21 protein-coding genes, 1 tRNA gene and 3 riboswitches are annotated in these 25,489 nt (G+C 64.3%); of the genes, 10 read left to right on the forward strand and 12 right to left on the reverse strand.

Translation table 11 applies throughout. The annotated features are described in order from the left end of the window. Position 1: 1 nt before the first annotated feature. The 6 genes from B9Z01_RS11745 to B9Z01_RS11770 form a co-directional block, all read right to left on the reverse strand. Complete coding sequence (locus tag B9Z01_RS11745) at positions 2-1,132, reverse strand: alginate lyase family protein (RefSeq protein ID WP_085483056.1); 1,131 nt, start codon at positions 1,130-1,132, stop codon at positions 2-4. A gap of 211 nt (positions 1,133-1,343) precedes the next feature. Beyond that, positions 1,344-4,289: an aminomethyl-transferring glycine dehydrogenase gene (gene gcvP / locus B9Z01_RS11750; RefSeq protein WP_085483058.1), complete on the reverse strand. Its 2,946-nt coding sequence runs from the start codon at positions 4,287-4,289 to the stop codon at positions 1,344-1,346. Positions 4,290-4,371: 82 nt separating this feature from the next. Further along, positions 4,372-4,752 (reverse strand): glycine cleavage system protein GcvH, encoded by a 381-nt coding sequence (gene gcvH, locus B9Z01_RS11755; protein ID WP_085483060.1) that lies wholly within the window; start codon positions 4,750-4,752, stop codon positions 4,372-4,374. Between the two features lie 61 nt (positions 4,753-4,813). After that, on the reverse strand, positions 4,814-5,932 hold the full coding sequence (gene gcvT / locus B9Z01_RS11760; RefSeq protein ID WP_085483062.1) for a glycine cleavage system aminomethyltransferase GcvT: 1,119 nt from the start codon (positions 5,930-5,932) through the stop codon (positions 4,814-4,816). An 80-nt stretch (positions 5,933-6,012) separates the two neighbouring features. Continuing rightward, positions 6,013-6,183: riboswitch (glycine riboswitch) on the reverse strand. A gap of 21 nt (positions 6,184-6,204) precedes the next feature. Next, positions 6,205-6,306: riboswitch (glycine riboswitch) on the reverse strand. A 217-nt stretch (positions 6,307-6,523) separates the two neighbouring features. Then, a complete protein-coding gene (locus tag B9Z01_RS11765) occupies positions 6,524-6,874 on the reverse strand; it encodes a hypothetical protein (RefSeq protein ID WP_085483064.1) in 351 nt (116 codons plus the stop codon). A 205-nt stretch (positions 6,875-7,079) separates the two neighbouring features. Continuing rightward, positions 7,080-8,129 carry an oxidoreductase gene (locus B9Z01_RS11770; protein ID WP_085483066.1) on the reverse strand — a complete coding sequence of 350 codons (1,050 nt, stop codon included), beginning with the start codon at positions 8,127-8,129 and terminating at the stop codon, positions 7,080-7,082. A gap of 349 nt (positions 8,130-8,478) precedes the next feature. Here B9Z01_RS11770 and B9Z01_RS11775 point away from each other — a divergent pair, with 349 nt between their 5' ends. Beyond that, the gene (locus tag B9Z01_RS11775) at positions 8,479-10,572 is read left to right on the forward strand and encodes a UvrD-helicase domain-containing protein (protein WP_085483068.1); all 2,094 of its coding nucleotides are present in this window, start codon (positions 8,479-8,481) and stop codon (positions 10,570-10,572) included. A gap of 245 nt (positions 10,573-10,817) precedes the next feature. Here B9Z01_RS11775 and B9Z01_RS11780 read toward each other — a convergent pair whose 3' ends face one another. Beyond that, positions 10,818-11,723 carry a c-type cytochrome gene (locus B9Z01_RS11780; protein ID WP_085483070.1) on the reverse strand — a complete coding sequence of 302 codons (906 nt, stop codon included), beginning with the start codon at positions 11,721-11,723 and terminating at the stop codon, positions 10,818-10,820. A gap of 287 nt (positions 11,724-12,010) precedes the next feature. Here B9Z01_RS11780 and B9Z01_RS11785 point away from each other — a divergent pair. The 7 genes from B9Z01_RS11785 (at position 12,011) to rpsU (ending at position 19,312) form a co-directional block, all read left to right on the forward strand. Beyond that, positions 12,011-12,086: transfer RNA gene (locus tag B9Z01_RS11785), tRNA-Arg, on the forward strand. A gap of 275 nt (positions 12,087-12,361) precedes the next feature. Next, a riboswitch (yybP-ykoY riboswitch) is annotated at positions 12,362-12,529 on the forward strand. A gap of 131 nt (positions 12,530-12,660) precedes the next feature. Further along, a complete protein-coding gene (locus B9Z01_RS11790; RefSeq protein WP_085483072.1) occupies positions 12,661-13,671 on the forward strand; it encodes a sodium:calcium antiporter in 1,011 nt (336 codons plus the stop codon). Positions 13,672-14,063: 392 nt separating this feature from the next. After that, the gene (locus B9Z01_RS11795; protein WP_085483074.1) at positions 14,064-15,473 is read left to right on the forward strand and encodes a flagellin N-terminal helical domain-containing protein; all 1,410 of its coding nucleotides are present in this window, start codon (positions 14,064-14,066) and stop codon (positions 15,471-15,473) included. A 150-nt stretch (positions 15,474-15,623) separates the two neighbouring features. Then, positions 15,624-17,174, forward strand: a complete 1,551-nt coding sequence (gene fliD, locus B9Z01_RS11800; RefSeq protein ID WP_085483076.1) for a flagellar filament capping protein FliD — start codon at positions 15,624-15,626, stop codon at positions 17,172-17,174. A 20-nt stretch (positions 17,175-17,194) separates the two neighbouring features. Next, the gene (fliT, locus tag B9Z01_RS11805) at positions 17,195-17,494 is read left to right on the forward strand and encodes a flagellar protein FliT (protein ID WP_085483078.1); all 300 of its coding nucleotides are present in this window, start codon (positions 17,195-17,197) and stop codon (positions 17,492-17,494) included. A 237-nt stretch (positions 17,495-17,731) separates the two neighbouring features. Beyond that, positions 17,732-18,673 carry an aldo/keto reductase gene (locus tag B9Z01_RS11810; protein ID WP_085483080.1) on the forward strand — a complete coding sequence of 314 codons (942 nt, stop codon included), beginning with the start codon at positions 17,732-17,734 and terminating at the stop codon, positions 18,671-18,673. Positions 18,674-19,099: 426 nt separating this feature from the next. Next, positions 19,100-19,312, forward strand: coding sequence for a 30S ribosomal protein S21 (rpsU, locus tag B9Z01_RS11815; protein ID WP_006050883.1), 213 nt, complete (start codon positions 19,100-19,102; stop codon positions 19,310-19,312). A 206-nt stretch (positions 19,313-19,518) separates the two neighbouring features. On the opposite strand, the gene B9Z01_RS11820 is transcribed toward rpsU, so the two are convergent. After that, positions 19,519-19,944 carry a hypothetical protein gene (locus B9Z01_RS11820; RefSeq protein ID WP_085483082.1) on the reverse strand — a complete coding sequence of 142 codons (426 nt, stop codon included), beginning with the start codon at positions 19,942-19,944 and terminating at the stop codon, positions 19,519-19,521. Between the two features lie 283 nt (positions 19,945-20,227). Continuing rightward, positions 20,228-20,824, reverse strand: a complete 597-nt coding sequence (locus B9Z01_RS11825) for a DNA-3-methyladenine glycosylase I (RefSeq protein ID WP_085483084.1) — start codon at positions 20,822-20,824, stop codon at positions 20,228-20,230. Positions 20,825-20,964: 140 nt separating this feature from the next. Between B9Z01_RS11825 and B9Z01_RS11830 the strand changes: the two genes are divergently transcribed. Both B9Z01_RS11830 and B9Z01_RS11835 read left to right on the forward strand, forming a co-directional pair. After that, positions 20,965-21,846, forward strand: coding sequence for a glucosamine kinase nucleotide-binding domain-containing protein (locus B9Z01_RS11830; protein ID WP_085483086.1), 882 nt, complete (start codon positions 20,965-20,967; stop codon positions 21,844-21,846). A gap of 129 nt (positions 21,847-21,975) precedes the next feature. Beyond that, the gene (locus B9Z01_RS11835) at positions 21,976-22,797 is read left to right on the forward strand and encodes a Cof-type HAD-IIB family hydrolase (protein ID WP_085483088.1); all 822 of its coding nucleotides are present in this window, start codon (positions 21,976-21,978) and stop codon (positions 22,795-22,797) included. A gap of 179 nt (positions 22,798-22,976) precedes the next feature. On the opposite strand, the gene B9Z01_RS11840 is transcribed toward B9Z01_RS11835, so the two are convergent. From B9Z01_RS11840 to aqpZ, 3 genes are all read right to left on the reverse strand, one after another. After that, on the reverse strand, positions 22,977-23,276 hold the full coding sequence (locus B9Z01_RS11840) for a hypothetical protein (RefSeq protein WP_085483090.1): 300 nt from the start codon (positions 23,274-23,276) through the stop codon (positions 22,977-22,979). A 294-nt stretch (positions 23,277-23,570) separates the two neighbouring features. Beyond that, the gene (locus B9Z01_RS11845) at positions 23,571-24,293 is read right to left on the reverse strand and encodes a histidine phosphatase family protein (protein WP_085483092.1); all 723 of its coding nucleotides are present in this window, start codon (positions 24,291-24,293) and stop codon (positions 23,571-23,573) included. Positions 24,294-24,475: 182 nt separating this feature from the next. Then, on the reverse strand, positions 24,476-25,216 hold the full coding sequence (aqpZ, locus tag B9Z01_RS11850) for an aquaporin Z (RefSeq protein WP_085483094.1): 741 nt from the start codon (positions 25,214-25,216) through the stop codon (positions 24,476-24,478). Between the last annotated feature and the right edge of the window lie 273 nt (positions 25,217-25,489).

Genomic DNA, 25,489 nt, shown 5'->3' on the forward strand with positions numbered 1-25,489 from the left:
TTTAGCGCGCCGGCAGCGGCAAGCACACGGCGAGCCACGCGGGCGGCGCCGGTGCGAGCTGCAGCGCGACTGGCGTAAAGCGTCCGTCGAGACGCGCCGCCAGGTGAAACAGTTCCGTCGCGTTCTTCGGATCCCACGGACCCGCGTAGCCGGGCAAGCCGGCCTCGCGACGCTTGGCATCGAACGGGACGCTCGAATACACGAATTCCTCATGCGTCTGCTTGCCGGTTGCGAACGGCACGAGCCAGTTGAGCGCGGCGAGCAGCGTCGCGCCGTTCGCGCCCTTTTCCTGCAGCCAGTTGCGGTTGTGGCGGCGCGCGGCGAGCGCCGCCATCACGAGCGGCTGCAGATCGTAGGTGACGTAGTGCAGCGCGTCGCGCTCGCTGAAGTCGATCGTCGTGCCGTCCGGCGCGATGTTGTCGCCGATGTGCTCGGTGAAGAGCCGCTGCGCGGCGTTGATCATCTTGCGATTGTCGAGCGTGAACGCGGCCATCGCGATCAGCTTGATGCGGTGGCTCTGCCAATTGTTGCGAAACGTGCCCTTGAGCGGCCGCGGCTGCGCGTCGATCTGCGCGATGTAGCCGCTCGCAAGCTTTGTCAGGAACGCCATCGCCGCATTGCGCGTTTTCACGGGCAAGGCGCTCGCGGTCATGTCATACGCGAGGATCAACCCTTCGAAATGCGTCTCGTCGATCGGATTGAAGCTCGGCTGATAGGTCGTGACCCATGCATAGAGCAGACGGTCGACGAGCTTGAGGAAGCGGTCGTCGCTGGTGGCGCGCCACGCGAGCGCGGCGTCGCGCAGCAGGTCGAGATCTTTCTCCGCTTCGACGCTCTGATCGTAGATGCCCTCGTGCGGCAGCGTGCCCTCGGTATGCAGCTTGGGGAGCGCATGCGGCTGCTCGTCGAGATGCGTTTGCACGTTGCTGACGAGTGCCTTGACGCCGGGGTCGGCATTGGTGCGCTCGCTGGTTTGCAGCGCGGGCGCCGCGCAGAAATTCATCGCGGCTTCAGCCTGCCGCATCGGCAACAGCGCGGCGGCGCCCGCCAGCAGCAGTGCGTAAGCGGGCTGCCGCGTGCGGGCGTGCGCTCTTTCGGCCCGGCTTTGCATCGATCGCACCTTTCGCGCCATGCGGAACTCCTCGTTAGGCTGATTCGGTGTGTGATGTTAGCCGTTTGCGGCCATGAGCGACAGAACCCGCATGGACCATCGGTGGACCGCTGGTGGAGCATCGGTGGGCCCCGCACATCGCCCGCGCCGCCCGCTTCGGCGTGCCGCTGCCGTAGCGGGCGGCCGGTAGCGGGCGAAGCGCGTCATGCCCGCCCCCGCGCCCCCGCGCTTCTTACTCGTAGTCCGCGATCGGCACGCACGAGCAGAACAGGTTGCGGTCGCCGTACACGTTGTCCGCGCGGCCGACCGGCGGCCAGTACTTCTTCGCGATCAGCGTCTTCAGCGGATACGCGGCGGTTTCGCGCGCATACGCATGCTTCCAGTCGTCGGCGATCACGACCGCTGCCGTGTGTGGCGCGTGCTTGAGCGGATTGTCCTCGCGGTCCGAACGGCCTTCCTCGACCGCGCGGATTTCCTCGCGGATCGCGATCATCGCTTCGATGAAACGATCGAGTTCTTCCTTCGACTCCGACTCGGTCGGCTCGACCATCAGCGTGCCCGGTACCGGGAAGCTCATCGTCGGCGCGTGGAAGCCGTAGTCGGCGAGGCGCTTGGCAACGTCGTCGACGGTGATGCCGCTCGTGTCCTTGATCGGACGCAGATCGAGAATGCACTCGTGCGCGACGAGGCCGCCGGGGCCCGAGTACAGCACCGGATAGTACGGCGCGAGCTTGTTGGCGACATAGTTCGCGTTGAGGATCGCGGTTTCGGTTGCGGCGGTGAGGTTCTTCGCGCCCATCATCGCGATGTACATCCACGAGATCGGCAGGATCGACGCCGAGCCGTACGGTGCGCCCGACACTGCGCCGATGCCTTGCGGCGCGCGCTCGTAGCCCGACGAGGTCTGGTTCGGCAGGAACTGCGCGAGGTGCGCGCCGACCGCGACCGGGCCGACGCCCGGTCCGCCGCCGCCGTGCGGAATGCAGAACGTCTTGTGCAGGTTCAGGTGCGAGACGTCGCCGCCGAACTGACCCGGCGCGCACAGGCCGACCATCGCGTTCATGTTCGCGCCGTCCACGTAGACCTGGCCGCCGTGCGCATGCACGATCTCGCAGATTTCGCGTACGTTCGCCTCGAACACGCCGTGCGTCGACGGATACGTAATCATGATCGCCGCGAGTTTGTCGGCGTGCTGCGCGGCCTTCTTCCTGAGGTCCTCGATGTCGACGTTGCCTTGCGCATCGCACGCGACCACGACGACCTGCATGCCGGCCATCTGCGCCGACGCCGGGTTCGTGCCGTGCGCCGAAGCGGGAATCAGGCAGACGTTGCGATGCGCTTCGCCGCGCGAAGCGTGATACGCATGGATGATCAACAGACCCGCGTACTCGCCCTGCGAGCCCGCGTTCGGTTGCAGCGACACCGCTGCATAGCCGGTGGCCGCGACCAGCATCTGTTCGAGCTGATCGATCATTTCGCGGTAGCCGACGGTTTGCCCGGCCGGTGCGAACGGATGGATCTGGCCGAACTCGGGCCACGTGACCGGCAGCATTTCCGAGGTCGCGTTCAGCTTCATCGTGCAGGAGCCGAGCGGGATCATCGAGCGGTCGAGCGCGAGGTCTTTGTCCGCGAGGCTGCGCAGATAGCGCAGCATTTCCGTTTCCGAATGATGACGGTTGAACACGTGGTGCGTGAGGTACGCGCTCGTGCGTTCGAGCGCGGCCGGCACCGAGGCGGCCTTCGATGCGCTCAGCGCGGCGTCGAGCGCATCGACTTGCGGCACGTCCTTCGCGTCTGCTACGCCCGCTGCCTGCGCGAACACGGCGAGCAGATCGGCGAGGTCGCCGCGCGTGGTGGTTTCGTCGACCGACACGCCGACTTGCGTGTCGCTCACGCGGCGCAAGTTGATGCGCTTCGCTTGTGCGGCATCGTGCAGCGCTTGCGTGCGTACGCCGCTGTTGAAGGTGAGCGTGTCGAAGAAGGTGTCGTTCGCGAGCGTGTAGCCGAGTTGCTTCGCGCCTTCAGCGAGCAGCGCGGCGACGCGGTTCACGCGCAGCGCGATCGTCTTCAGGCCGCGCGGGCCGTGATACACCGCGTACATGCTCGCCATGATCGCGAGCAGCGCCTGCGCGGTGCACACGTTCGAGGTCGCCTTCTCGCGGCGGATGTGCTGTTCGCGCGTTTGCAGCGCGAGACGCAGCGCGGGGTTGCCTTGCGCGTCGACGGTCACGCCGACGAGACGTCCCGGCATCTGCCGCTTGAATTCGTCGCGCACCGCGAGGTACGCGGCATGCGGGCCGCCGAAGCCGACCGGCACGCCGAAACGCTGCGTGTTGCCGACGGCCACGTCCGCGCCCCATTCGCCCGGCGGCGTGAGCAGCGTGAGCGCAAGCAGATCGGCGGCGGCGACCACATGGCCGCCCGCCGCGTGGATCGCTTCGGTGAGCGCGCGGTAGTCGCGCACGTCGCCGTTCACCCCCGGATATTGCAGCAGTACGCCGAACGCATTCGCGTTCGCTGCTTCAGCGGCCGGACCGACCTTCACTTCGATGCCGACCGGTGTCGCGCGCGTCTTCACGACTTCGATGGTTTGCGGCAGCACGTCGTCGGCGACGAAGAACACGTTCGACTTCGGCTTGCCGACGCGTTGCAGCAGCGTCATCGCTTCGGCGGCGGCGGTTGCTTCGTCGAGCAGCGATGCATTCGAAATCGCGAGGCCGGTCAGGTCGGTGACCATCTGCTGGAAGTTCAGCAGCGCTTCGAGACGGCCTTGCGAAATTTCCGGCTGATACGGCGTGTACGCCGTGTACCACGCCGGATTTTCCAGCACGTTGCGCAGGATTACTGTCGGCGTATGTGCGTTGTAATAGCCCTGCCCGATGTACGAGCGGAACACCTGGTTCTTGTCCGCGAGCTCGCGCAGTGCGGCGAGCGCTTCAGCCTCGCTCTTCGGTTGCGCGAAGGGGCCGAGCGGCAGCGATTCGGTGCGGCGGATCGTCTGCGGGATGACGGCGTCGATCAGCGCGGCGCGCGACGCGAAGCCGAGTGCTTCGAGCATCGCTTGCTGGTCGGCCGCATCCGGGCCGATATGCCGTTCGGCGAAGGCGTCGTGCACTTCGAGCGCGGCGAGCGAGAGAGGAGTGCGATTCATCAGACGATCCGGGTGTTCGAGCTTCATGGGTGTTCCTGGTGGTGCGGCGCGCGTTGTTCGCCACGCGCCGCGCCTGACGGTTAAAACGGAAGGTGAATCAGGCTATGACTCAGGCGCCGATCGACTTCGTGTATGCGTCGGCGTCGATCAGGCGGTCGAGCGCCGCGCCGGCGGCCGGCTTGATCTTGAAGAGCCAGCTGTCGTACGGCGTGCTGTTGACCGAATCGGGCGAGTCGGTGACCGCCGTGTTCGCTTCGATGATCTCGCCCGAGACCGGCGCGTAGATGTCGGAGGCGGCCTTCACCGATTCGATCACAGCGACGGTGTCGCCAGCGTTCACGCTCTTGCCCAGTTCCTGGACTTCGAAGAAGACGATGTCGCCGAGCGCTTCCTGCGCGTGGTCGGTGATGCCGACCGTCAGCGTGCCGTCCGCTTCGGTGCGGACCCATTCGTGCGATTCGGTGTATTTCAGATCGGCCGGGATGCTCATCGGATGCTCCTATGCGGTGTGTTCGGGAATGACTTGGATGTGAGGTGCGTGCGCTGGCTGCCTAAACCGCCAGCACCTTGCCGTTGCGCACGAATGGCAGTTTTACCACGCTTGCGGGGCAGGCTTTGTCGCGAATCTGGACGTGCACGGTGTCGCCCGGCTGCACGCCTTTGGGCACGCGCGCGAAGGCGATCGATTCCTGCATCGTCGGGGAAAAAGTACCGCTGGTGATTTCGCCTTCGCCGTGCGGCGTGACGACTTTCTGATGCGCGCGCAGCACGCCCGCGGCCTTGCCGTTTTCCTTCAGCAGGATCAGGCCGACGAAGGCGGAGCGCGAGCCGTCGGCTTCGAGCTTGCTCTTGCCGACGAAGTCGCGCGGTGCGGCGAGGTCGACCGTCCACGCGAGGCCGGCGTCGAGCGGCGAGACGTTGTCGTCCATATCCTGGCCGTACAGGTTCATGCCGGCTTCGAGGCGCAGCGTGTCGCGCGCGCCGAGACCGGCGGGGCGCACGCCTTGCGCCTGCAGCGCGTTCCACAGGGCTTCGACCTGCGCGGCCGGCACGATGATCTCGAAGCCGTCTTCGCCGGTGTAGCCGGTGCGCGCGATGGTCAGCTCGCCGAACGGCGTGCCTTCGACGCGCGCGGCGTTGAACGGCTTGAGCGCTTCGGTGGCGGCGCGCGCGGCCGGCACGGTCTGCCAGACTTTTTCGCGCGCGTTCGGGCCTTGCACGGCGACGATCGCGCAATCGCGGCGCGGCGTGATGTTGAGGCCGAAGCCGCCTTCGGCGTTGAGTTGGCCGAACCAGGCGACGTCTTTCTCGGCGGTGCTGGCGTTGACGACCACGCGGAAGTGATCCTCGCTGAAGTAATAGACGATCAGGTCGTCGATCACGCCGCCTTGCGGGTTCAGCAGACAGGAATAGAGCGCGCGGCCCGGCGTTTGCAGCTTCGCGACGTTGTTCGCGAGCGCGTATTCGAAGAATGCGCGGACGCGCTCGCCGGTGAAGTCGACCACGCACATGTGCGAGACGTCGAACATGCCGGCGTCGGTGCGCACAGCGCGATGCTCTTCGATCTGCGAGCCGTAGTTGACGGGCATGTCCCAGCCGCCGAAATCGACCATGCGGGCGTTGAGCGCACGGTGAGCGGCGTTGAGCGGGGTGTGTTTGAGTTCGGTCATGGGGCCTCGGGCGTCTCGCGAAACAAAAAGGGCCATGCGGCGCTACGCCTCGCGGCGATGTGCCTGCGAGCGTGGTCCTGCATGCCCCCTCTGTCCTCGATACCTGAGAGATTGCGCGTGTGCGACGTGTTCGATGCTCGCTCGAGCCTGATCCGTCACAGTGAAACGCGCGCCCCTTCGGTGGGCAGCCTGCCTGCTTTGCACGATGCGTGCGATGCGGATGGCTACTGCCGCTCTCCAGAGTGCGAAAAAGCCGCCGGAAGGCGGGTTTTTTCGACGCGGCCGGTCCTTTTGCCTGAGAGTTTGCGGGTGTGCCCCTTCGGCGGCGCGGCCTGCGTTTTTCCGTGGCCAGCGCGCTCTCCCGACGCGTGCGGCGAATTTACGCGACGGGCCGGGGCTTGTCAAATAAAGGCCCGCGACAAGCATGGCGGCGGGCGCGGCGTTTTCGCGGCGTCAAAAAAAGCGCGGGACGTGACGCCCGCGTTTTTGATCGCGTCCACCACTACCGGCCGTGATGGCCGGTAGTGAGCGCTTACTTGACGACTTGCGTGCTGGTCGGCTCGTTGGCTGACTCGCCGCCTATTCGCCGCCTTATTCGCCGATCGCGCGAGCCGCGTTGTCCAGCTCCTGGTTCAGCACGCGCTGCTCGTCGGCGGACAAGCCGCCGCCATGTTGTGCGGCCATATCGTGCGCTTCCTGGCGAACCGTCTCCAGCCGATGATGCAGCGCCGCACCTTGCGGCGGCGGGTAGTAGCCCTGATTCACTCGATTGTCGATGCGGTGCGCGAGATTATCGATTCGGCCGTCGACCTGATGCAGGCGCTGGTCCGCGATCTGCTGCGGGTTGGGACCCGGATGCGGCGCGGGCTGGGGCGCCACCACGCAGGCGGCGAGGGAACTAAGCAGAGCGCACGCGGCAAGGGCACGGATGATACGAGGCATGGATTCTCCGGAAATCGTTGTCGTGATGGGTGCTACCCCGGTAGCAACGGATGATGGCGAATACCCGCTGACTAACCCGCGGGCAAATTTGTAACGTTATGTTCCTTTCTGGGCTGTCAGCGAAGCCCCAGATTGACGGGCCGCGCGGTACGTCGGCCCGTGACGTTTTTGGTACACAGACCGGTGCGCCGCGCGAGCGCGGGCGTCAGCGGACGCGCTCGAAAGGCAGGCGGACACCCTGTTCGGAACTGCGCTCGGCGAGATCGATGATCGTCATCACGTCGACCGCATCCCGGGCGCGAACCGGGAACGCCACGCCGTCCTGGATCGCGTCGGCGAGCGCGATATAGAAGCCCGTGTACTCGCCGTTGCGAGTCGGCAATTCTCGCTCGACTTCCTGATCGCCTTCCAGCACGCGCAGCACGCCGGCGGTGTTGCCGCCGCCGAAGCCTTCGTCGCCGGGGCGCAGACCGGCCTTCAACTGATCTTCCTGGGTATCGAGGCCGTATTTCACATAGCTGCCGCGCGTACCGTGAATCGCGAAGCGCGGCCCGGGCGTGGCCGTCAACGCGCTCGCGTGCAACACGACTTCGAACTCGCCGTAGCCGAGCTGGATATGCACGTAGTCCGGTGCGCTCGCGTCGTCGCGATGCGTGCGCACGGTCGCCGAAACGGTTTGCGGCGCGCCGAACAGGGCGAGCGCCTGGTCGACCAGATGCGGGCCGAGGTCCAGCAGCAGGCCGCCGCCGCGCGTCACGTCTTCACGCCAGCGCTGGCGCACGCCCGGCCGGAAGCGGTCGAAGTGCGATTCGTATTGCGTGATGCGCCCCAGCTCCACGCGCGCGAGCAGGTCGCGCACGGTCAGAAAATCGCCGTCCCAGCGGCGGTTATGGAAGGGCGCGAACAGCTTGCCGCGCGCGAGCGCGATGTTGGCGAGCGTGTGGGCGTCGGCGGCGTTCAGCGTGACCGGCTTGTCGACGACCACATGCTTGCCCGCTTCGAGCGTGCGGCGCGCGAGGTCGAAGTGCGTGTCGTTGGGCGTGGCGATCACGACGCAGTCGATGTCGTCGAGCGCAAGCAGCGCGTCGAGATCGGCGACGATCTTCGCGTGCGGATAGTCGGCCCGGGCGCGTTCGGGATGTCCCGTCGCGATCGCGGCGACGCTGGCGCGCCCGCAATGTTCGATCACCGGCGCGTGAAACGTCGCGCCGGCAAAGCCGTAGCCCATCAATCCAATCTTCAGCGGGGTGGACATGCGTGTCTTCCTGCAAAAACGGCGCGCCGCTTTGCCACCGCGGCGACGGCGCGCACCGTCGTTATTGTGGCATTTGTGGAATGCGCCCAGGGGCGGAGCGGCGGCATGGCCGCGGCGGCTGGTTCGCGGACAGTTCGCCAGGTATTCAACGAGGCAACGAGGGCCGCCATCGGGAGCATCCGGCGAGTGCAACCATGTTAACATCGCTCCTCTCGCGCGAATCGCGCCGCACAGGGCGCCGGTTCCAGGCGCCGGCGCGGCGCCATGCAGCATGCCCCCGGGCCTTCGGCCGGCGTCTCGCGCCGGTGCGATTCCAACCGCCCTCAACCGTATTACCCATCCACAAACGATGTCCGCAGGCCTGAACCCCGCCCAAAGTGAAGCGGTCCGTTATCTCGACGGTCCCTGTCTCGTGCTCGCCGGCGCGGGCAGCGGCAAGACGCGTGTGATTACGCAGAAAATCGCGCACCTGATCGAGGTGAAGGGCTTCGAGCCGCGCCACATCGCCGCCGTCACGTTCACGAACAAGGCCGCGGCGGAAATGCGCGAGCGCGTCGGCAAGCTGCTCGAAGGCAAGACGCTCACCGCGCCAGGCAAGGAAGGCCGCAAGGTGCCCGTCAATCAGTTGACGGTGTGCACTTTCCACTCGCTCGGCGTGCAGATTTTGCGGCAGGAGGCGGAGCACGTCGGCCTCAAGCCGCAGTTCTCGATCATGGATTCCGACGACTGTTTCGGCATGATCCAGGAGCAGGTCGGCTCGACGGACAAGGGCTTCATCCGCAAGATCCAGTCGATCATCTCGCTGTGGAAAAACGGTCTCATCATGCCCGAGCAGGCAATCGCGACCGCCTCGACCGAGGACGAGCAGCAGGCCGCGATCGTCTATCGCAACTACGTGGCGACGCTGCACGCGTACCAGGCGGTCGACTTCGACGATCTGATCCGACTGCCCGCCGAACTCTTCGCGAGCAACGAGCAGGTGCGCGACCGCTGGCAGAACAAGCTGCGCTATCTGCTGATCGACGAGTACCAGGACACCAACGCGTGCCAGTACGAACTGGTCAAACTGTTGGCCGGCAAGCGCGCGGCATTCACGGCGGTCGGCGACGACGACCAGGCGATCTACGGCTGGCGCGGCGCGACGCTCGAAAATCTCGGCCAGCTCGGCAAGGATTTCCCGAACCTGCATCTCATCAAGCTCGAGCAGAATTACCGCTCGACGGTGCGCATCCTGACCGCCGCGAACAACGTGATCGCGAACAACCCGAAGCTGTTCGAGAAAAAGCTGTGGTCGGAGCACGGCATGGGCGACACGATCAGCGTCACGGGGTGCAACGACGAGGAGCACGAGGCCGAGTCGGTGGTGTTTCGCCTCTCCGCGCACAAGTTCGAGCGGCGCACGAATTTCCGCGACTACGCGATCCTCTATCGCGGCAACTTCCAGGCGCGCATCTTCGAGCAGGTGCTGCGCCGCGAACGGATTCCGTACGTGCTCTCGGGCGGCCAGTCGTTTTTCGACAAGGCCGAGATCAAGGACATCTGCGCATACCTGCGCCTGATCGCCAACGCGAACGACGACCCTGCGTTCATCCGCGCGATCACGACGCCGCGCCGCGGCGTCGGCAATACGACTTTGGAGGCGCTCGGCGCGTTCGCGGGCCAGGCGAAGGTCTCGCTGTTCGAGGCGGTCTACATGGGCGGCATCGAGGCGCGCCTGTCACCGCGCCAGATCGAGCCGATGCGCGCGTTCTGCGACTTCATGCAGCGCCTCACCGACCGCGCGGAAAAGGATGCGGCGGGCACGCTGCTCGACGAACTGATGGACGCGATCCACTACGAAGCGTATCTGTACGACGCATTCGACGAACGCCAGGCGCAAGCCAGGTGGCAGAACGTGCTCGAGTTCATGGAATGGCTCAAGCGCAAGGGGACGAAGGCGGAGCCCGAGCACGGCGGCGGCGCAAGCGAAGCGACCGGCTACGACACCGCCGACGGCTTCGGCGACACCGGCAAGAACCTGCTCGGCCTGATCCAGACCGTGGCGCTGATGTCGATGCTCGAAGGCCGCGAGGAAGACCCCGACGCGGTGCGGCTGTCTACCGTGCACGCGTCGAAGGGGCTCGAATATCCGCACGTATTTCTCGTGGGCGTCGAGGAAGGCATCATGCCGCATCGCGGCGGCCCCGACGACGAACCGATCGACGACGCGCGCATCGAGGAAGAACGCCGCCTGATGTACGTCGCCATCACGCGTGCGCAGCGCAGCCTGCATCTGAACTGGTGCAAGAAGCGCAAGCGCGCGCGGGAGACGATTGTCTGCGAGCCGTCGCGCTTCATCGCCGAAATGCTGCTCGACGATGCGCCGCCGCCGACGCCCGAAGAAGCGCCGATGTCGCCGAAGGACCGGCTCGCGAGTCTGAAGGCGTTGTTGCAGAAGGCTTGAGGGACGCTCGCAAAGCTGAGCTGCGCGTCGGCACGCAGCCTCGGCGATTGGACGGTACTTCCGGCGATTGCGCCGGATGCGTGTGAAGCGCCGCGTGTGCGTGTGCCCCTGCCGTTGGCGGCTTTTCCGGGCGGCTCGTGCCGGAACACGTCGCACAAAAAATCCCTGCATCGCGTCGCCGCAGTGCAGGGATTTTTCGTTTCGCCGCCTATGCCGCCGGCGGTTCGTTCGCTTTGCCCGGCGTCTTACTTCACCGCGCTGACCATGTAGTCGACGGCGGCCTTCACGTCCGCATCCGAGGCATTCGAGCCACCCTTCGGCGGCATCGCGCCCTTGCCGTGCAGAGCGTAGTTGTAGACCGTGTCCATCGAATCCTTCAGGCGCGGAGCCCACGCTTCCTTGTCGCCGAATTTCGGTGCATTCAGCACGCCGGCTGCGTGGCAGGCCTGACAAACCGACTGATACAGCGCCTTGCCGGCCTGCGAGGCGTCCGCGCTTTGCGCGCCGCCCGCGGCCGGGGTGGGCGTTTGCGGCACGTTCGCCATTGCCGCCATGGCGGCTGCGGCCTGGGCCGCTCCCGCGTCGGAAGCGCCTGCGGCCGCTGCGCCCGATGCTGCGGCCGCACCGGAAGCCGCTGCCGCACCCGCCGCCGGTTGCGCCGGTTCGGGGAAGCTCGCGCCCGAGTTGTTCGCCATATAGACCACTGCGCGGGCGATTTCGAAGTCGCTGTAATCGTCGGGACTGGTGCCGCCGCGCGGCGGCATCGCGCCTTTGCCGCTCAAGGCGGTGTGCCACAGCGTGTCGAAACCTTGGGCGATGCGCGGTGCCCAGTCGGCGGTATTGGTGAATTTCGGCGCACCTGCCGCACCCGACGCGTGACACGCGGAGCAGACGGCCTTATAGACTTCCTCGCCGGTCTTGTAGACGCGCGGCGCATTGGCGTCGCGGATTTCGACCTGGGCGAGCGGGTGGATGCGGGCGGCGACTTCGGCCTCGGAAAGAGAATCGGTGCCGGCGCCGGTGCGCGTCGAGTTATCGACGTAAACCGCAAGCAAAACGATGATGACGATCGGCACAGCAAACCCTGCGATGACCGCGGCGATGAGCTGTCCAGGGGTTTTGATCGGGGCTCCGTGTGGTGCTTCGCTCATGCTTGTCTCGTCTCCGTGGGTATGTGAGCGGTACAGCGCGACGGCAACTTCTTGTTCTTTATCAGCCACGGACGATTATAGACGCAACATTTCAGCGGCGGCGAGAGGGGCCGAACGGTGTTCAGCAGGCGTTTACCCGCATCGGAGCGACAGCCGGGGCGGCCGGCGGGCGCGCCTCGCGGGGAGTCCGGTGGACGGTTCGGCCGAAACCGGGTATCCTTGCGGACTCTCGCTTTGGCGTCGCATCCGTTCTGGTTGTCACGCTTTCGTGCAGGTCTCGTGGTGAAGCGCCCGTAGCTCAATGGATAGAGTACTGCCCTCCGAAGGCAGGGGTTGCTGGTTCGATCCCAGCCGGGCGCGCCAAGTCAGATCGAAGTTTCAGCGCCAATTCTTCGTCACTCCTCCTTTGTTTCTCCCACAAGCGGCAGCCGCTGCATCGGTTTTCGCGCGCAAGAACAGTTTCCGCACGCAAGAACACGGCATCAAATCAAATTCTCCTACCAGTTTCCCTCGATTCGTCCGTCGAGCAGGCTGCATGAGCGCGCTTTGACGATGTCCCGCGCGAATCTCGCGACGCGCTCGCCGAGCCCGCGGCGCAGTCATAGAAGCTTGTTGAAAGCTTCCCGTGCCATTAGAATCCTCCGGTCACTGGGGAGTAGCCTTCCTTCATCCTTTGAAGGAGAGCGCGTCAACATACTTGGCCTGCGGGTCATGGCGCGTTCGACCGGGTCGGTTTGGCGAGACCATTGACGTACTGCCTCCTTCTGGTCGGACGGGCGGCGGTGCGTCATGGGTTCGTCACATACGTCCGACCGCGGAGTTGCCCTATGAATCACCGTAGTCCACTGTCAGTTCCCCCGCATGCTTTCGCATTGGCCCGCCGTTCCCGTCGTCCGGCGAGCGGCCGTACCGTCTGCGCATGCGCCGGGAGTCGCGCATGACGGGTCTGTTCTTCGAACTCGCGTGCATGCTGGTCGTCATTCTGGTGGCGGCCGAACTCTTCACCAATGCGCTGGAACATCTCGGCGAACGCCTGAAAATCTCCGAAGGCGTGACCGGCTCGCTATTCGCGGCGGTCGGCACCGCGTTGCCCGAAACGCTCGTGCCGCTGCTGGCGATTGCGGGAAGCACGGGCGGCAGCGTAGTCAATCAGGAGATCGGTGTCGGCGCGATTCTCGGTGCGCCGCTGATGCTCTCCACGCTGTCCACCTTTCTGATGACGCTCGCCATTCTTCGCGCGCGCGGCGTCAAAGGCTGGATCGCGCCCGAGCGCACCGGCTTCACGCGCGACCTGAACTATTTCCTGTGCGCGTTCGTGCTCGCGGCCGCGGCGATGTATGTGCCACACGAGCAACTGGTCGTGCGCGCGCTCTTCAGCGTGGCGCTGGTGGGCGTGTACGTCACTTACGTGGTGATGACGTTTCGCGCATCGAGTGGGCTCGTCGACGCGGGGCATGGCACCGAAGCGCCCGCCAGGATGCTGCTCTCGCGCATCGGTGTGCCGGTCAATCTCGCGACCATCGTGCTGCAGCTCGCGCTCGCCGTGGCGCTGCTGGTGTGGGGCGCGGAAGGCTTCATCCATGGCGTGCGGGGCGTGTCGGCAGCGCTCGGCGTGTCGCCGCTGCTGCTGTCGCTGCTGATCATTCCGATCGCCACGGAGTTGCCTGAGAAGGTCAACAGCATTCTGTGGGTGCGGCGCGGCAAGGACACGCTCGCGTTCGGCAACATCACCGGCGCGATGGTGTTTCAGGGGACGCTGTTGCCCGCTATCGGCATTCTGTTGACACCGTGGACGCCGCGCATCGAGGTGGTGACGGGCATCGTGATTACGCTGGCCGCTGCCGCGTGGCTGCGCGTCAACGTGCGCGAGCGGGGTGTGCCGGTGTGGGCGTTGCTCATGTGCGGCGTGTTGTATGCCGTGTATCTGGCGGTGACGTTGACGCGCTAGGAGAGCGGGAAGGTGGGCTGTCCGGCAATGCGTGGCCGCGAACTTCCACGCAACACGGCTGCGCCCGCATCTCTGCCCGAGCGCCTGCAGGCGCCGTTGCCAGCGGGTTCCGGCGCTCGGCCGGGGCGACGTTCTGCGGGGCCTCGATCACGTGTTATCGGCACAATCCTGGCGGACTTGAGGCCTGCACCGGCGCCGCCGCTTGTCGTCCCGGTTTACCGCCGATTCCGCCGGGCGAATCGAGGAATATGCGCGTTGTCTCCATAAAGTTTTTCCTGCAAGGGCCGATACCCCAAACAAGGCGGGCGGCAAACGAACAGCAGTTGCCTCGTCGCTGATGCCTTGGTCTACACGGCATGTAACGGGCTGATGGCCCCAACAGGAGAATTTCCATGCTCGGAATTAACAGCAACATCAACTCGCTGGTCGCGCAACAGAACCTGACCGGCTCGGGTAGCGCTCTGTCGCAAGCGATCACGCGTCTGTCGTCGGGCAAGCGCATCAACAGCGCAGCGGACGACGCAGCAGGTCTCGCAATCTCGAACATCATGCAGACCCAGATCAACGGTCTGAACCAGGGTGTGTCGAACTCGAACGACGGTGTTTCCATCGTCCAAACGGCAAGCTCTGGCTTGTCCTCGCTTACGTCGAGCCTGCAACGTATCCGACAACTGGCGACGCAAGCGGCCAACGGCTCGATGACGGACACGGATCGTGCTGCGCTCCAGCAGGAAGTGAATCAGCAAATTCAAGAAGTGAACCGTATTGCGTCGCAAACGACGTACAACGGCATGAACGTGCTGGACGGCTCGCTTGGCAACGTGTCGTTCCAGGTCGGCGCGAACGTTGGTCAGACGATCAGCCTGAACCTGTCGCAAAACATGAGCGCGGCCAAGATTGGCTCCGGCGTTCCCACGGCAGGCAACACGCTGGCAACGTTCAGCGTTTCGCTAGATAACACTGGCGCCCCCGCCAACTTGCCAGGCGTCACTTCGTTGACGGCCTCGTGGGATGCTTCGGCTAACGCTGGTAAGGGCGGTGTGGCTTACACGGATCAAAACGGTAACGCTGTTACGGATGCCAGCACGATTGCTGCTTTCAACACCGCGGTTGGCAAAGATACAAGTGCGCCCAAAATTCCGGCCTCTGGTACCGATGCACCGGTTACCGAAGCGCTGAGCAATCCGGCTACCATCACGTCGATCAATGTGATTTCCGATGGCAAGGGAGGCTTCACGCTCACCGACCAGAACAACATTGCTCTGAACGCGACCGCCGCTGAAGCCGTTTTCGGCCAAAGTTCGACAACGGCCACGACCAAAGGCACGGTGGCTACCGATCCGATCACGGGCGACACGACGTTGGTCGGTCTTACGGGCAAGCAAATCGCCGGCGACGTCAACGCGGCAGAGTCGGTGGCGACGGGCAGCGCACAAGAAACGGCGGATAACAACATTGGTTCGACAATCGACAAGCTGAACAGCACGACCTCGGTTTCGAGCATTGATATCTCGACGCTCGCCGGTGCATCGCAGGCGATGCTTTCAATCGACAACGCGCTGAACTCTGTCAACAACCTGCAAGCGACGCTCGGCGCGGCACAGAACCGCTTCACCGCGATCAGCACGACGCAGCAAGCTCAGTCGACGGACCTGTCGACGGCCCAGTCGAACATTCAGGACGCCAACTTCGCGCAGGAAACGGCGAACCTGAGCAAGGCGCAGGTGCTGCAGCAAGCCGGTATCTCGGTGCTCGCGCAAGCGAACTCGCAGCCGCAGCAGATCCTGAAGCTCCTGCAGTAACGCGCTCGAGCAACATGTAGCACGCGTTGCGCGCCCCGCCCACCATACTCGGTGTGCGCAACGCAAGCCAACCGGGAGCCTCGCCTCCCGTTTGGCGTTTTTCAGACCTGAACCGATTCACATAGCATCGCCGATGCACGGAGCCTCTTCATGTCCACCGTATCCGGTACCTCGATCGCCAGTTCCGTCGCGGCCAACACCGCCGCAAGCAACGCTGCGCTGCAGCAAGCCGCACAGTCGATCATCAGCGGATCGACCGGCAATTCGTCGATGGACGTGAACTCGCTCGTCACCGCACTCGTCAACAGCAAGATCGCCGGCCAGGCCGCAACGCTTTCCGCGGCGCAAACGAACGACAACACGCAGATCTCCGCATACGGCACGCTCTCCGCCGCGCTCTCGGCGTTGCAGGCTGGACTCTCGTCGCTTTCGAACGGCACGACGGTCAACGCCTTCACGGCGTCCACCAGCGGCTCCGGCATCACGGCCACAGCGGCCAGCGGCGCCGTCGCCGGCACGTATTCGATCGACGTCGCCCAGGTCGCGACCGCGCAGGTGCTGTCGTCGCAAGGCTTCCAGCCTCCGGCGCAGACGCTGGGCACCGGCTCGATGACTCTCAATATCGGCGGCAAATCGAGTACGATCACCGTCGACAACACGAACAATACGGTCGCCGGCATCGCGGCGGCCATCAACGCGGCGAGCGACAACCCTGGCATCTCGGCGACTGTCGTGACGGGTGTCGACGGCGCGCATCTCGTGCTCCACTCGACTACGACCGGTGCCGCAAACGTAATCAGCACGAGCGTCACCGGCTCCGTATCGTCTAGCCTGGGCGTCAGCTCGACGCCCGGCAGCACGCCGGGAACGGACAGCAGCGGCAACTTTAGCAGCGGCGCCAGCACGACCCCAGCGCCTGCCAGCAACAACGGCTGGACCCAGACGACCGCCGCGCAGGATGCCTATTTGACGGTCGACGGAACGGCGATCACCAGTTCGACGAACTCGGTCACCTCCGCCCTTTCGGGTGTCACGCTGAGCCTGAGCGCCGCATCGGTCGACACTACGGGCAAGTCGCCCCAGACGCTTACCATTGCTCAGGACACGTCCTCGCAGTCGAACGCGATCAACCAGTTCGTCACGCTGTACAACACGCTCGTCACGACGATGGGCACGCTGACAGCGTACAGCTCGACCGCGACGTCGCAGGGTGTGCTGCTCGGCGACTCGACGCTGAACATGGTCCAGAACCAGTTGGCCTCGATCGTGGCGACGGGTGTCAAAGGCAACAACACGACGACGAGCCTCGCCTCGATCGGCATCTCGCTGAATGCGGACGGCTCGCTCTCGGTCGACAGCGACACGCTGAACAATGCGCTGCAGAACAATCAGTCGACGGTGGCGACGCTGTTCAATTCCACCAACGGCGTCGCGGAGCAACTGAACAGCAACATCACCAGCTACCTGTCGACCAGCGGCGTCATCGCGATGCGCACCAACGCGCTCAACTCGGACCTGACGAGCCTCTCGACGCAACAGACGTCGCTATCGAACTATCAGATGCAGCTCACCAGCATGTACACCGCGCAGTTCACGGCACTCAATACGCTGATGGCGACGATGAACAACAATTCGCAATATCTGACGCAACTCTTCGGCGGCACGAACAGCGCGGGCGCGCTCGCCACCAACAAGAACTGAGCGGAACAGGACGACACGACATGGAACTCGCGACGCCGATCGAGCGCATCTGGGAACTCACCAAGTCCATCGAGCAGGCTGCGGCCGTCGCCGAATGGGAGCGGGCGGCGCAGCTCGCGAGCGAGCGCTCGCCGCTTCTCATGTCGCTCTCCGCGCAGCAGGCGGGTGCCGCGCTCGATGTGCTCAAGGCGGTTCACGCCATCGACGCGCGGATCGCCGCGGAGGCTCGCCTCGCGCAGACCGAATTGGGCGCCGAATATCGGGCGGCTATGCAGGCGGCCTGCAATGTGAATCAGTATCAGCGCGTCGCGCAATTCTGATGGCGGCCTGAGACTGGCGAGTCGCGCCGGGCTCTGACCCATCTCCATTCATCACGTCCTCGCGGACGCACGCCTCGACCGCTTTGCCCGCCTCGTGCGAGACCGGCTTGTCCGCCGGCGCGGCGTGCGCGGGCGGGCGATGTCTTTGCAAACCTCCCTCAGCTTCCCTCGGCCGATTCACTGCAGGCATCGAAAAGGCGGCGTATTCTGCTTTTTCCGGAAAACCTTGGGGAAATCATGCAAAAGCGCAGAATTGGCCGTTCCGAATTGCAGGTCGTGCCGTTAATGTTCGGCGGCAACGTATTCGGCTGGACCGCTGACGAAGCGACGTCGTTTTCGATTCTCGACGCGTTCGTCGACGCCGGACTCAATTTCATCGACACCGCCGACGTGTATTCCGCGTGGGTGCCCGGCAACCAGGGCGGTGAATCGGAGACGGTCATCGGCAAGTGGTTCCGGCAAAGCGGCAAGCGCGAGCGGATCGTGCTCGCGACCAAGGTGTCCAAGCATCCGCAGCGCAAGGGGCTGTCGGCCGCGAACATTCAGGCAGCGGTGGAAGACTCGCTGCGCCGTCTGCAAACCGATTACATCGACGTCTATTTCTCTCACGACGACGACACCGCGACGCCGCTCGCTGAAACCCTCGGCGCGTACCAGAAGCTGATCGAGGCGGGCAAGGTCCGCGTGATCGGCGCGTCCAACTACAGCGGTGCGCGCGTCGAGGAAGCGCTCGCGGTGTCGCGCCAGCATGGACTGCCCGAATATCAGCTGCTGCAGCCGGAGTACAACCTGTACGACCGCGCCGAATATGAGCGTGACAGCGAGCCGGTGGCGCTTGCCAACCATCTCGGGGTGGTCGTGTATTACAGCCTCGCGAGCGGTTTTCTGTCGGGCAAGTACCGTAGCCAGGCCGATCTGGCCGGCAAGGCGCGTGGCAGCCGGGTCGAGAAATATCTGAACGAACGAGGCTTGCGGATTCTGGGCGCGCTCGACCGCGTCGCCGAACGGCACGGCAGCACGCCCGCCGCGATTGCGCTCGCCTGGCTGATCGCGCGCCCGAGCGTTACAGCCCCAATTGCGAGCGCGACGTCGGTCGAGCAGCTCAAGAGCCTCGCAGCCGCTGTCCAGCTCACGCTGACGGGCGACGACATCCGCGAACTGGACGCAGCGAGCGCCTGATCGTTCGGGCGCAGCGGACCGCGGCGGCGGCGCGCGATTGTTGCGCCGAGGCTCGGGAAAGCCTGGCGCAATCGCTAAACCCCTGGTAGGATGGAGAGTTTCCTGATATGATCGGGAGTGAATTGAGATCTTTGCCTGTTTCGTCAGTGTTTTTTCATTGATGAAAGGTTGGCGAAACGGCAACAGGCGCGGCTTTTGTAATACGTCTGTCCGCGTTCCGCGGTGAACTCCCCACCTCTCTTTTCCGGCCTCCGTGGCCGCTTTGCCTCTCGCTTCATTCGTGGTTTGGCCGAGGTTGCATGTTTGCCTCGCGTTTTCCTGTTACTGGCCATGAATCGAAGCGACCGGAGGGCCGGCGCGTGAGTGGTTACCTGAACGGTTACTACCACGCAATTAAACCCGTATAGTGATTGAGTTAGGAATTACATGACGACGATTCTTCTGAAGGAAAACGAGCCGTTCGAAGTGGCAATTCGCCGCTTTCGTCGCGCAATCGAAAAGAATGGCCTGATCGCTGAACTGCGTGAGCGCCAGTCTTACGAAAAGCCGACCACGGCACGTAAGCGCAAGAAGGCTGCTGCTGTCAAGCGCCTGCACAAGCGTCTGCGCAGCCAGATGCTGCCGAAAAAGCTGCACTAAGCACGCTTTTCCACACGCCGAACGGCGGTGTGAGCTTCGAAAGAAGCCACATCGCCGTTTTGCTTTTGGGGCTCCGGTTTTTGGGGGCTTGCGATAGATGTCCGTTGCCGGCTCCGGTGGATTCGGTCGCCTGGGCTTGTGTTCAGTGCGCTGCCGCTGCGGGCCGTCCGGATTTTCCCGGCCGCAGCCGCCTGCACATCCGCCGCTTATGCAGCGTTCCTCAGCCGCTCGGCGGATAGGCCGAACTGACGGGCAATCGAGCCCAGCCGCTCGCGCCACTCCCACGTACCGAATACATCGTGCACGTTTTGCAGGCAACTGAGCAGATCGATCGTCGCCGGGTCGTAGATGTTGATGCGCGCGCGCAGCAGCGCCTTTTTCAGCGCGGATAGACCGACGTCCATATAAGCGGGCACTTCTACCGGCGGTTTGCCGACGTAGCGCACCGGAATGCCTTCCATCGCGGTCGTATAGTCGCGCGGCTTGATGAAACTGCCGACCGGGCAGCCGCCGCAATAGCCGTGATAAGCACCGCCGCCCCTCGGCAGCAAGGCGGCGCGTTTCTGGCCGAGCAGATGGTTCACCGCCTGATCGAAGATGTCCTGATGCGTCAGGAAGTTAAGCGTTTTCATCGTTGGTCTCCCTGTCTGGGGCGGCGGCTGAAACCGCCGCGGCGCTGATAATCCGCTCATAACCCTATAACGACCGACCTGCGCCGCAATCGCAGCAGGGCTTTACCGGATAAGCGCGCGAACACCACCGCGCCGGCATGGCGGCGCACCTCCAAGGGCCGCCGCACGGCGGTGCGCAGCCAACGCCACGCGGCCGCTCAGACCGGTCGGGAGTTTCCCTGGACGACGCGCGTTTGTTAGACGCGCGGCACTAAGTCCTGAGCGGCCGACGCCAGACCCCGACTCAACCCGCCTTGCGGCTACGCCCCTTCTTGCCAAGCGCCGCGCAGCGCGCGCGGCACATGCAGGTCGTTTCGTGGTCGTTCACCATGCCGACCGCCTGCATGAACGCATAGCAGATCGTCGATCCGACGAACTTGCAGCCGTAGCGTTTCAACGCCTTGCTCAAGGCGTCCGACACTTCCGTCGACGCGGGCGCGTGCTTGTACGACGCCCAATCGTTCTGGATAGGCGTGCCGTCGACGAAGGACCACACGAAGTTCGCGAGCGAGCCGTGCTCGGCCTGGATCTGTTGCACGGCGCGCGCGTTGTGAATCGCCGCCTCGATCTTGCCGCGATGGCGCACGATGCTTTCGTCGGTCACGAGCGCGTCCACGTGTTTCGGCGTGAAGCGCGCGACCTTGTCGATGTCGAAGTCGGCAAAAGCGCGGCGATAGCCGGCCCGTTTGTTGAGGATGGTGGACCATGACAAACCGGCCTGCGCGCCTTCGAGCACGAGCATTTCGAACAGATGCCGGTCGTCGCGCGAGGGCACGCCCCATTCGGTGTCGTGGTAGTGTGCGAGCGCTTCGCTCGATACCCAGTTGCATCGCTGTGTCACTCTTGCGCTCCCGCGTGGTCATGTCGTTTGTCAGCATAGCTGAAGCCGCATACACCGCAAGCTGGCCGTTCAGCCGATTGCGGGATTGAAACTGACCTGCCACGCTACGCGTTATTCACCCACGGAACTCATTCGATTCGATGAACCACGACTTCTTTCTGATTGGCGTCGACGGCGGGGGCACTGGCACGCGCGTCGTGCTCGGCGACGCGCAAGGCCGCGAACTGGCGCAAGCGGCAGGCGGCCCATCGGGCCTCGGGCTTGGCGTCGCGCGCGCGTGGCAGGCCATTCAGGGCGCCTGCGGCGAAGCCTTCGCACGCGCCGGCGTGGCATTGGACTGGTCGCGCTGCGTGCTAGGCTGCGGGCTCGCGGGCGTCAACAATCGCGACTGGCTCGCCGAGTTCCATGCGCAGGCGCCGAAGCTCGCCGGCCTTGCCGTGGAAAGCGACGCCTATACGACCCTGCTTGGCGCGCACGGCGGCGCGCCCGGCGTGATCGTCGCGCTGGGCACGGGCAGCGTGGCAGCCTCGCTCGCGAGCGACGGCGAGTTCCGCATGGCGAGCGGCTACGGCTTCCCGTCGGGCGATGAAGCGAGCGGCGCATGGCTCGGCGTGCGGCTGATCGTGCGTGCGCAGCAGGCGCTCGACGGCCGCGTGCCTCATGACGATCTCGTGCGGGCGCTGCTCGCGCACACGGGCGCGCACGATCGCGACAGCCTCGTCGTCTGGCTCTGTGCGGCCAATCAGACGGCTTATGCGCGGCTCGCGCCTATCGCGATCGAACACCGCGCGCACCCGTTCGCGGCGCGGCTGCTCAACGAGGCTGGTGTCGAGGTGGGCAAGATGATTGCCGCGCTCGACGCTTCGGCAACGCTGCCGGTCGCCTTGTGCGGCGGGCTTGGCGCGCCGTTGCGTGAATACGTGCCGTCGGCGTACCAGGCGCGTTTGTGCGAGCCGTTGGCCGACTCGGCACATGGGGGATTGCAATTGGCCCAGCGAGAAGCGGCGCGGCTTGCCGGCTGAGGGCAGAAGGCAGAAGGCAGAAGGCAGAAGGCAGAAGGCAGAAGCGCCCCAAACCTGCGCCCACGGCCACCAACGGTAAAATACGCTCTTTGACGCTGCCTCGACGGTCCATAACCGTCGGCTCTCACCATGTACAAAGTCATCGCCACGGATCTCGACGGCACATTGCTCAACGCCGATCACCAGGTGGACCCGTTCACGGTTGCCACCGTGCGCAAGCTGGAAAGCGACGGGCTGCAGTTCGTGATCGCCACGGGGCGGCATTACTGCGACGTCTCCGGGATTCGCGACCTGCTCGGCATCAATCCGTATCTGATTACGTCGAACGGTGCGCGCATTCACGCGCCGGACAACACGGTCATCCATGCCGACGACCTGCCGCCGGCCATCGTCCAGCGGCTCGTGCAACCGGAAATCGTCGGTGCGCATGGCCGTGTGATCGTGAATCTGTTTGCCGACGAAGCGTGGTTGATCGACCGGGACGCCCCCGATCTGCTGAAGTTTCACCAGGACTCGGGCTTCACTTATGAAGTGACCGATCTGCCGAAGCACAATGGCGTCGACATCGCGAAGGCGCTGTATATCGGCGAGCCTGCCGACCTCGCGCAACTCGCCGCCAATCTCGAGCGTGAATTCGGCGAAAGCCTGTACGTGACCTATTCGCTGCCGGACTGCCTGGAAGTGATGACGTCGAGCGTGTCGAAGGGGCGCGCTTTGCAGATCGTGCTCGAGCGCCTCGGCATCGACACAGCGCAATGTGTGGCGTTCGGCGACAACATGAACGACATCGACCTGCTCGAAACCGCCGGCCACCCGTTCATGATGAACAATGCCAATCCCGATCTGATCACGCGTTTGCCGCATGTGCCGCGCATCGGCAACAATTTCGAAGCAGGCGTCGCGCGCCATCTGCGCAAGCTTTTCTCGCTCGACGATGAACTGACTTCCTGAGCCAGAATGAGACCGGCCCGCATCCAGTTTCGTGGATGCGGGCCGGAGAGGCCTTGCTCGCGCAATCGCGAGCGCTTCGGTTCCTCGCTGCTGGCCAATCGCCGTCAGCTCCCGTCAATGGCTGTCAAACCGAACGGCCATCACCATCCGTACTCCTTCAACCGCGGCTCGGCCACGGCTCAATCACGCCATCCGCCGCGGCGTCCACCGCGATCGTCGTGGCCCCAGCGGCGGCCGTCATGGCCCCAGCCGCGGTCATCACGGCGATAGTCGCGATAGTAGCCACGATAGTAGCGATGATCCCAGCCCCCGTAATACACCGGCTCCGGCTCCGGCGCCGCATAGACGCGCGCGGGTGCGGCATAAACCGGGGCGCCGAGCGACAGGCCGATGTTCAGATCCGTATGTGCTTGCGCGACACCGCATGCGCCCGCCGCGAGTCCGGCAGCAACCAGCAAGTGAGTGACGATGCGTTTCATGTTGTTCTCCTGTGAAGCGACGTAGATTTGTCGCACAGGACCAATGTACGCATCACGGGCGGCGCGGACTGCGACGAGATGTTACGGACTGCAAGCATCGTCGAGATAATTGAAGGGTGCGGGAAAGATGGCTTGCGTGGCGCATTTGCAGTGGCAATTCGCCACACTTCGCTAAAAGCCCCGCCGTATAAGGCTTTGCGGTTGAGTGGAAAATGTGGGTACGCCACTTATTGCATGCTTTATCCGATTTACGCGGCAATACGCGTAATTGCGGCTTACATTTGTATTACCCGATTAATCCGCCGCATTCGCTGAAATGCCGCTTGCCGCCGCGCCCGGCAGCGCCGCACAGGGGCAATCGGTCGCGCGTCCGTCGAGACCTTCGCGATCATGCTTGAAGCTCGCGCGAGGCGTGCCGCTCTGCCAGTCGAGTCGAACGATGTAGATACTGTCGAAGTCTTCGCTGCGCCACTTCGGGACATCGGCTGCGTTGCCGCCATGCGCGCTTAGCATCTGTCGCGACAGCTTCTCGATCAGCTTGTGCTCCCACGCAATGACGATCAGCTTGCCGCGATTGGCCGGATCGACGAGCGTGCTGCCGAGTTGGTCGATCTGCGCAAAACCGTACGGCGTTTGCACGGGCATCTGGAATTGAATGGCGGTCGGCTCGATCGTCGCGAGCGGACGGACGTAATAGTAGGAATGGCCGCTGTCTTTTTTTTGCTGGCCGGGGTCCGGCGCGTAGATCGCATCCGGTTTGCCGAACTTGGCGGCAATCACGGCCGGCAATGCCAGCGCGCGGTTGAGCCCCTGACAGTCGAGTTGGCCGTAGCCTTGGGTGGGTTTTTCGCCGTGCCGCACGAAGACGAGCGTTTCGATATTTTCGTCAGCTCTGGCAGTGGTCGCGGTTGCAGGCGTAGCCGTGGCCGCATGCGCGGCGGGCGACGCGAGCGCGCCTGCGCACAAAGCGCCGATCGAGAATGCGACGCCATGCAGAAATCCGCGGAGACCGTTCATCGGTGACACCTGTGCGAGGCCGGGACGTCGCCCGATTCTAGCAGCGGTCCGCGCGAATACATGGGCGGGCGCGCTCATGCCGTCTCGTTCGGCGGGATAGAAAACGGGCGCCGCGGCGCCCGCTTTTCCTGATCGCGTTGCTCACGCCATTTCACATGACTTCGCTTCGCGCCACGGCCTCGTCAGTCGAGAGCCAGTTGTTGTGCAGTGCCACTGCGGTGTTCGGCAATCAGCGGATAGACGACACCCGCGATCACCGCGCCAATGATCGGCGCAACCCAGAATAGCCACAACTGATCGATCGCCGCGCCGCCGACGAACAGCGCCGGACCGGTAGAGCGCGCCGGATTGACCGACGTGTTGGTGACCGGAATCGAAATCAGATGGATCAGCGTCAGGCACAGGCCGATGGCGATCGGTGCAAAGCCGGCCGGCGCGCGTTTGTCGGTGGCGCCGAGAATCACGAACAGGAAGAAGCAGGTCATCACCACTTCGCAGATGAATGCCGCCGCGAGCGCGTAATGCCCCGGCGAATGTTCGCCGTAGCCGTTCGTGGCGAACCCGCTTGCGACGAGATCGAAGTCCGGTTTGCCCGACGCGATCAGGGACAGCACGAACGCGCCGAGCACCGCGCCGACTACCTGCGCGACGATGTACGGCAGCAGGTCGCGCGCCGGAAAGCGGCCCGCGACGGTGAGGCCGACGCTCACCGCCGGATTCAGATGGCAGCCGGAAATATGACCGATCGCAAAAGCCATGGTCAGCACGGTCAGCCCGAATGCGAGCGACACGCCGACGAAGCCGATGCCCAGGCCGTGAACCGGTCCGGCAAAGTTCGCCGCGAGAACCGCGCTGCCGCAGCCCCCGAGTACGAGCCAGAAAGTGCCGAACACTTCGGCGGCAAGGCGCTTTGACAACTGCATGATTGGTAATCCTAAAAAAGTGCTCAGGGAGCATGGATCGCTAACTGCGAACGCATGCCTTGAGCGCGGAATTCTAGTCAGGGGAACCCGAATCAGGTGTCAAGAATTGTCAAGGCGAAGCGGCTTTACGCGATTATTACGCGATAAGGCGGCGGTTTTACAATTCACGGATGTTTAATAATTATCAGAGGAAATCTTCCTAAACCGGTATTATTGGCCATTGCGAATTTCTATAATTGCAGTTAGTCTGCGATCGAATGAGTTCTAGAAAAG

The organism is Paraburkholderia susongensis (genome assembly GCF_900177725.1).
Classification (GTDB): domain Bacteria; phylum Pseudomonadota; class Gammaproteobacteria; order Burkholderiales; family Burkholderiaceae; genus Paraburkholderia; species Paraburkholderia susongensis.

Excerpts from the sequence above, each read along its gene's own strand:
- B9Z01_RS11840 (WP_085483090.1), bottom strand. The coding sequence starts at position 23,276 with ATGAAACGCATCGTCACTCACTTGCTGGTTGCTGCCGGACTCGCGGCG.
- B9Z01_RS11835 (WP_085483088.1), top strand. The coding sequence starts at position 21,976 with ATGTACAAAGTCATCGCCACGGATCTCGACGGCACATTGCTCAACGCC.
- B9Z01_RS11810 (WP_085483080.1), top strand. The coding sequence starts at position 17,732 with ATGCAAAAGCGCAGAATTGGCCGTTCCGAATTGCAGGTCGTGCCGTTA.
- gcvP (WP_085483058.1), bottom strand. The coding sequence starts at position 4,289 with ATGAAGCTCGAACACCCGGATCGTCTGATGAATCGCACTCCTCTCTCG.
- B9Z01_RS11820 (WP_085483082.1), bottom strand. The coding sequence starts at position 19,944 with ATGAAAACGCTTAACTTCCTGACGCATCAGGACATCTTCGATCAGGCG.
- B9Z01_RS11790 (WP_085483072.1), top strand. The coding sequence starts at position 12,661 with ATGACGGGTCTGTTCTTCGAACTCGCGTGCATGCTGGTCGTCATTCTG.
- B9Z01_RS11765 (WP_085483064.1), bottom strand. The coding sequence starts at position 6,874 with ATGCCTCGTATCATCCGTGCCCTTGCCGCGTGCGCTCTGCTTAGTTCC.
- B9Z01_RS11830 (WP_085483086.1), top strand. The coding sequence starts at position 20,965 with ATGAACCACGACTTCTTTCTGATTGGCGTCGACGGCGGGGGCACTGGC.
- aqpZ (WP_085483094.1), bottom strand. The coding sequence starts at position 25,216 with ATGCAGTTGTCAAAGCGCCTTGCCGCCGAAGTGTTCGGCACTTTCTGG.
- B9Z01_RS11775 (WP_085483068.1), top strand. The coding sequence starts at position 8,479 with ATGTCCGCAGGCCTGAACCCCGCCCAAAGTGAAGCGGTCCGTTATCTC.
- gcvT (WP_085483062.1), bottom strand. The coding sequence starts at position 5,932 with ATGACCGAACTCAAACACACCCCGCTCAACGCCGCTCACCGTGCGCTC.
- B9Z01_RS11745 (WP_085483056.1), bottom strand. The coding sequence starts at position 1,132 with ATGGCGCGAAAGGTGCGATCGATGCAAAGCCGGGCCGAAAGAGCGCAC.
- fliT (WP_085483078.1), top strand. The coding sequence starts at position 17,195 with ATGGAACTCGCGACGCCGATCGAGCGCATCTGGGAACTCACCAAGTCC.
- B9Z01_RS11770 (WP_085483066.1), bottom strand. The coding sequence starts at position 8,129 with ATGTCCACCCCGCTGAAGATTGGATTGATGGGCTACGGCTTTGCCGGC.
- B9Z01_RS11795 (WP_085483074.1), top strand. The coding sequence starts at position 14,064 with ATGCTCGGAATTAACAGCAACATCAACTCGCTGGTCGCGCAACAGAAC.
- B9Z01_RS11780 (WP_085483070.1), bottom strand. The coding sequence starts at position 11,723 with ATGAGCGAAGCACCACACGGAGCCCCGATCAAAACCCCTGGACAGCTC.
- B9Z01_RS11845 (WP_085483092.1), bottom strand. The coding sequence starts at position 24,293 with ATGAACGGTCTCCGCGGATTTCTGCATGGCGTCGCATTCTCGATCGGC.
- rpsU (WP_006050883.1), top strand. The coding sequence starts at position 19,100 with ATGACGACGATTCTTCTGAAGGAAAACGAGCCGTTCGAAGTGGCAATT.
- fliD (WP_085483076.1), top strand. The coding sequence starts at position 15,624 with ATGTCCACCGTATCCGGTACCTCGATCGCCAGTTCCGTCGCGGCCAAC.
- gcvH (WP_085483060.1), bottom strand. The coding sequence starts at position 4,752 with ATGAGCATCCCGGCCGATCTGAAATACACCGAATCGCACGAATGGGTC.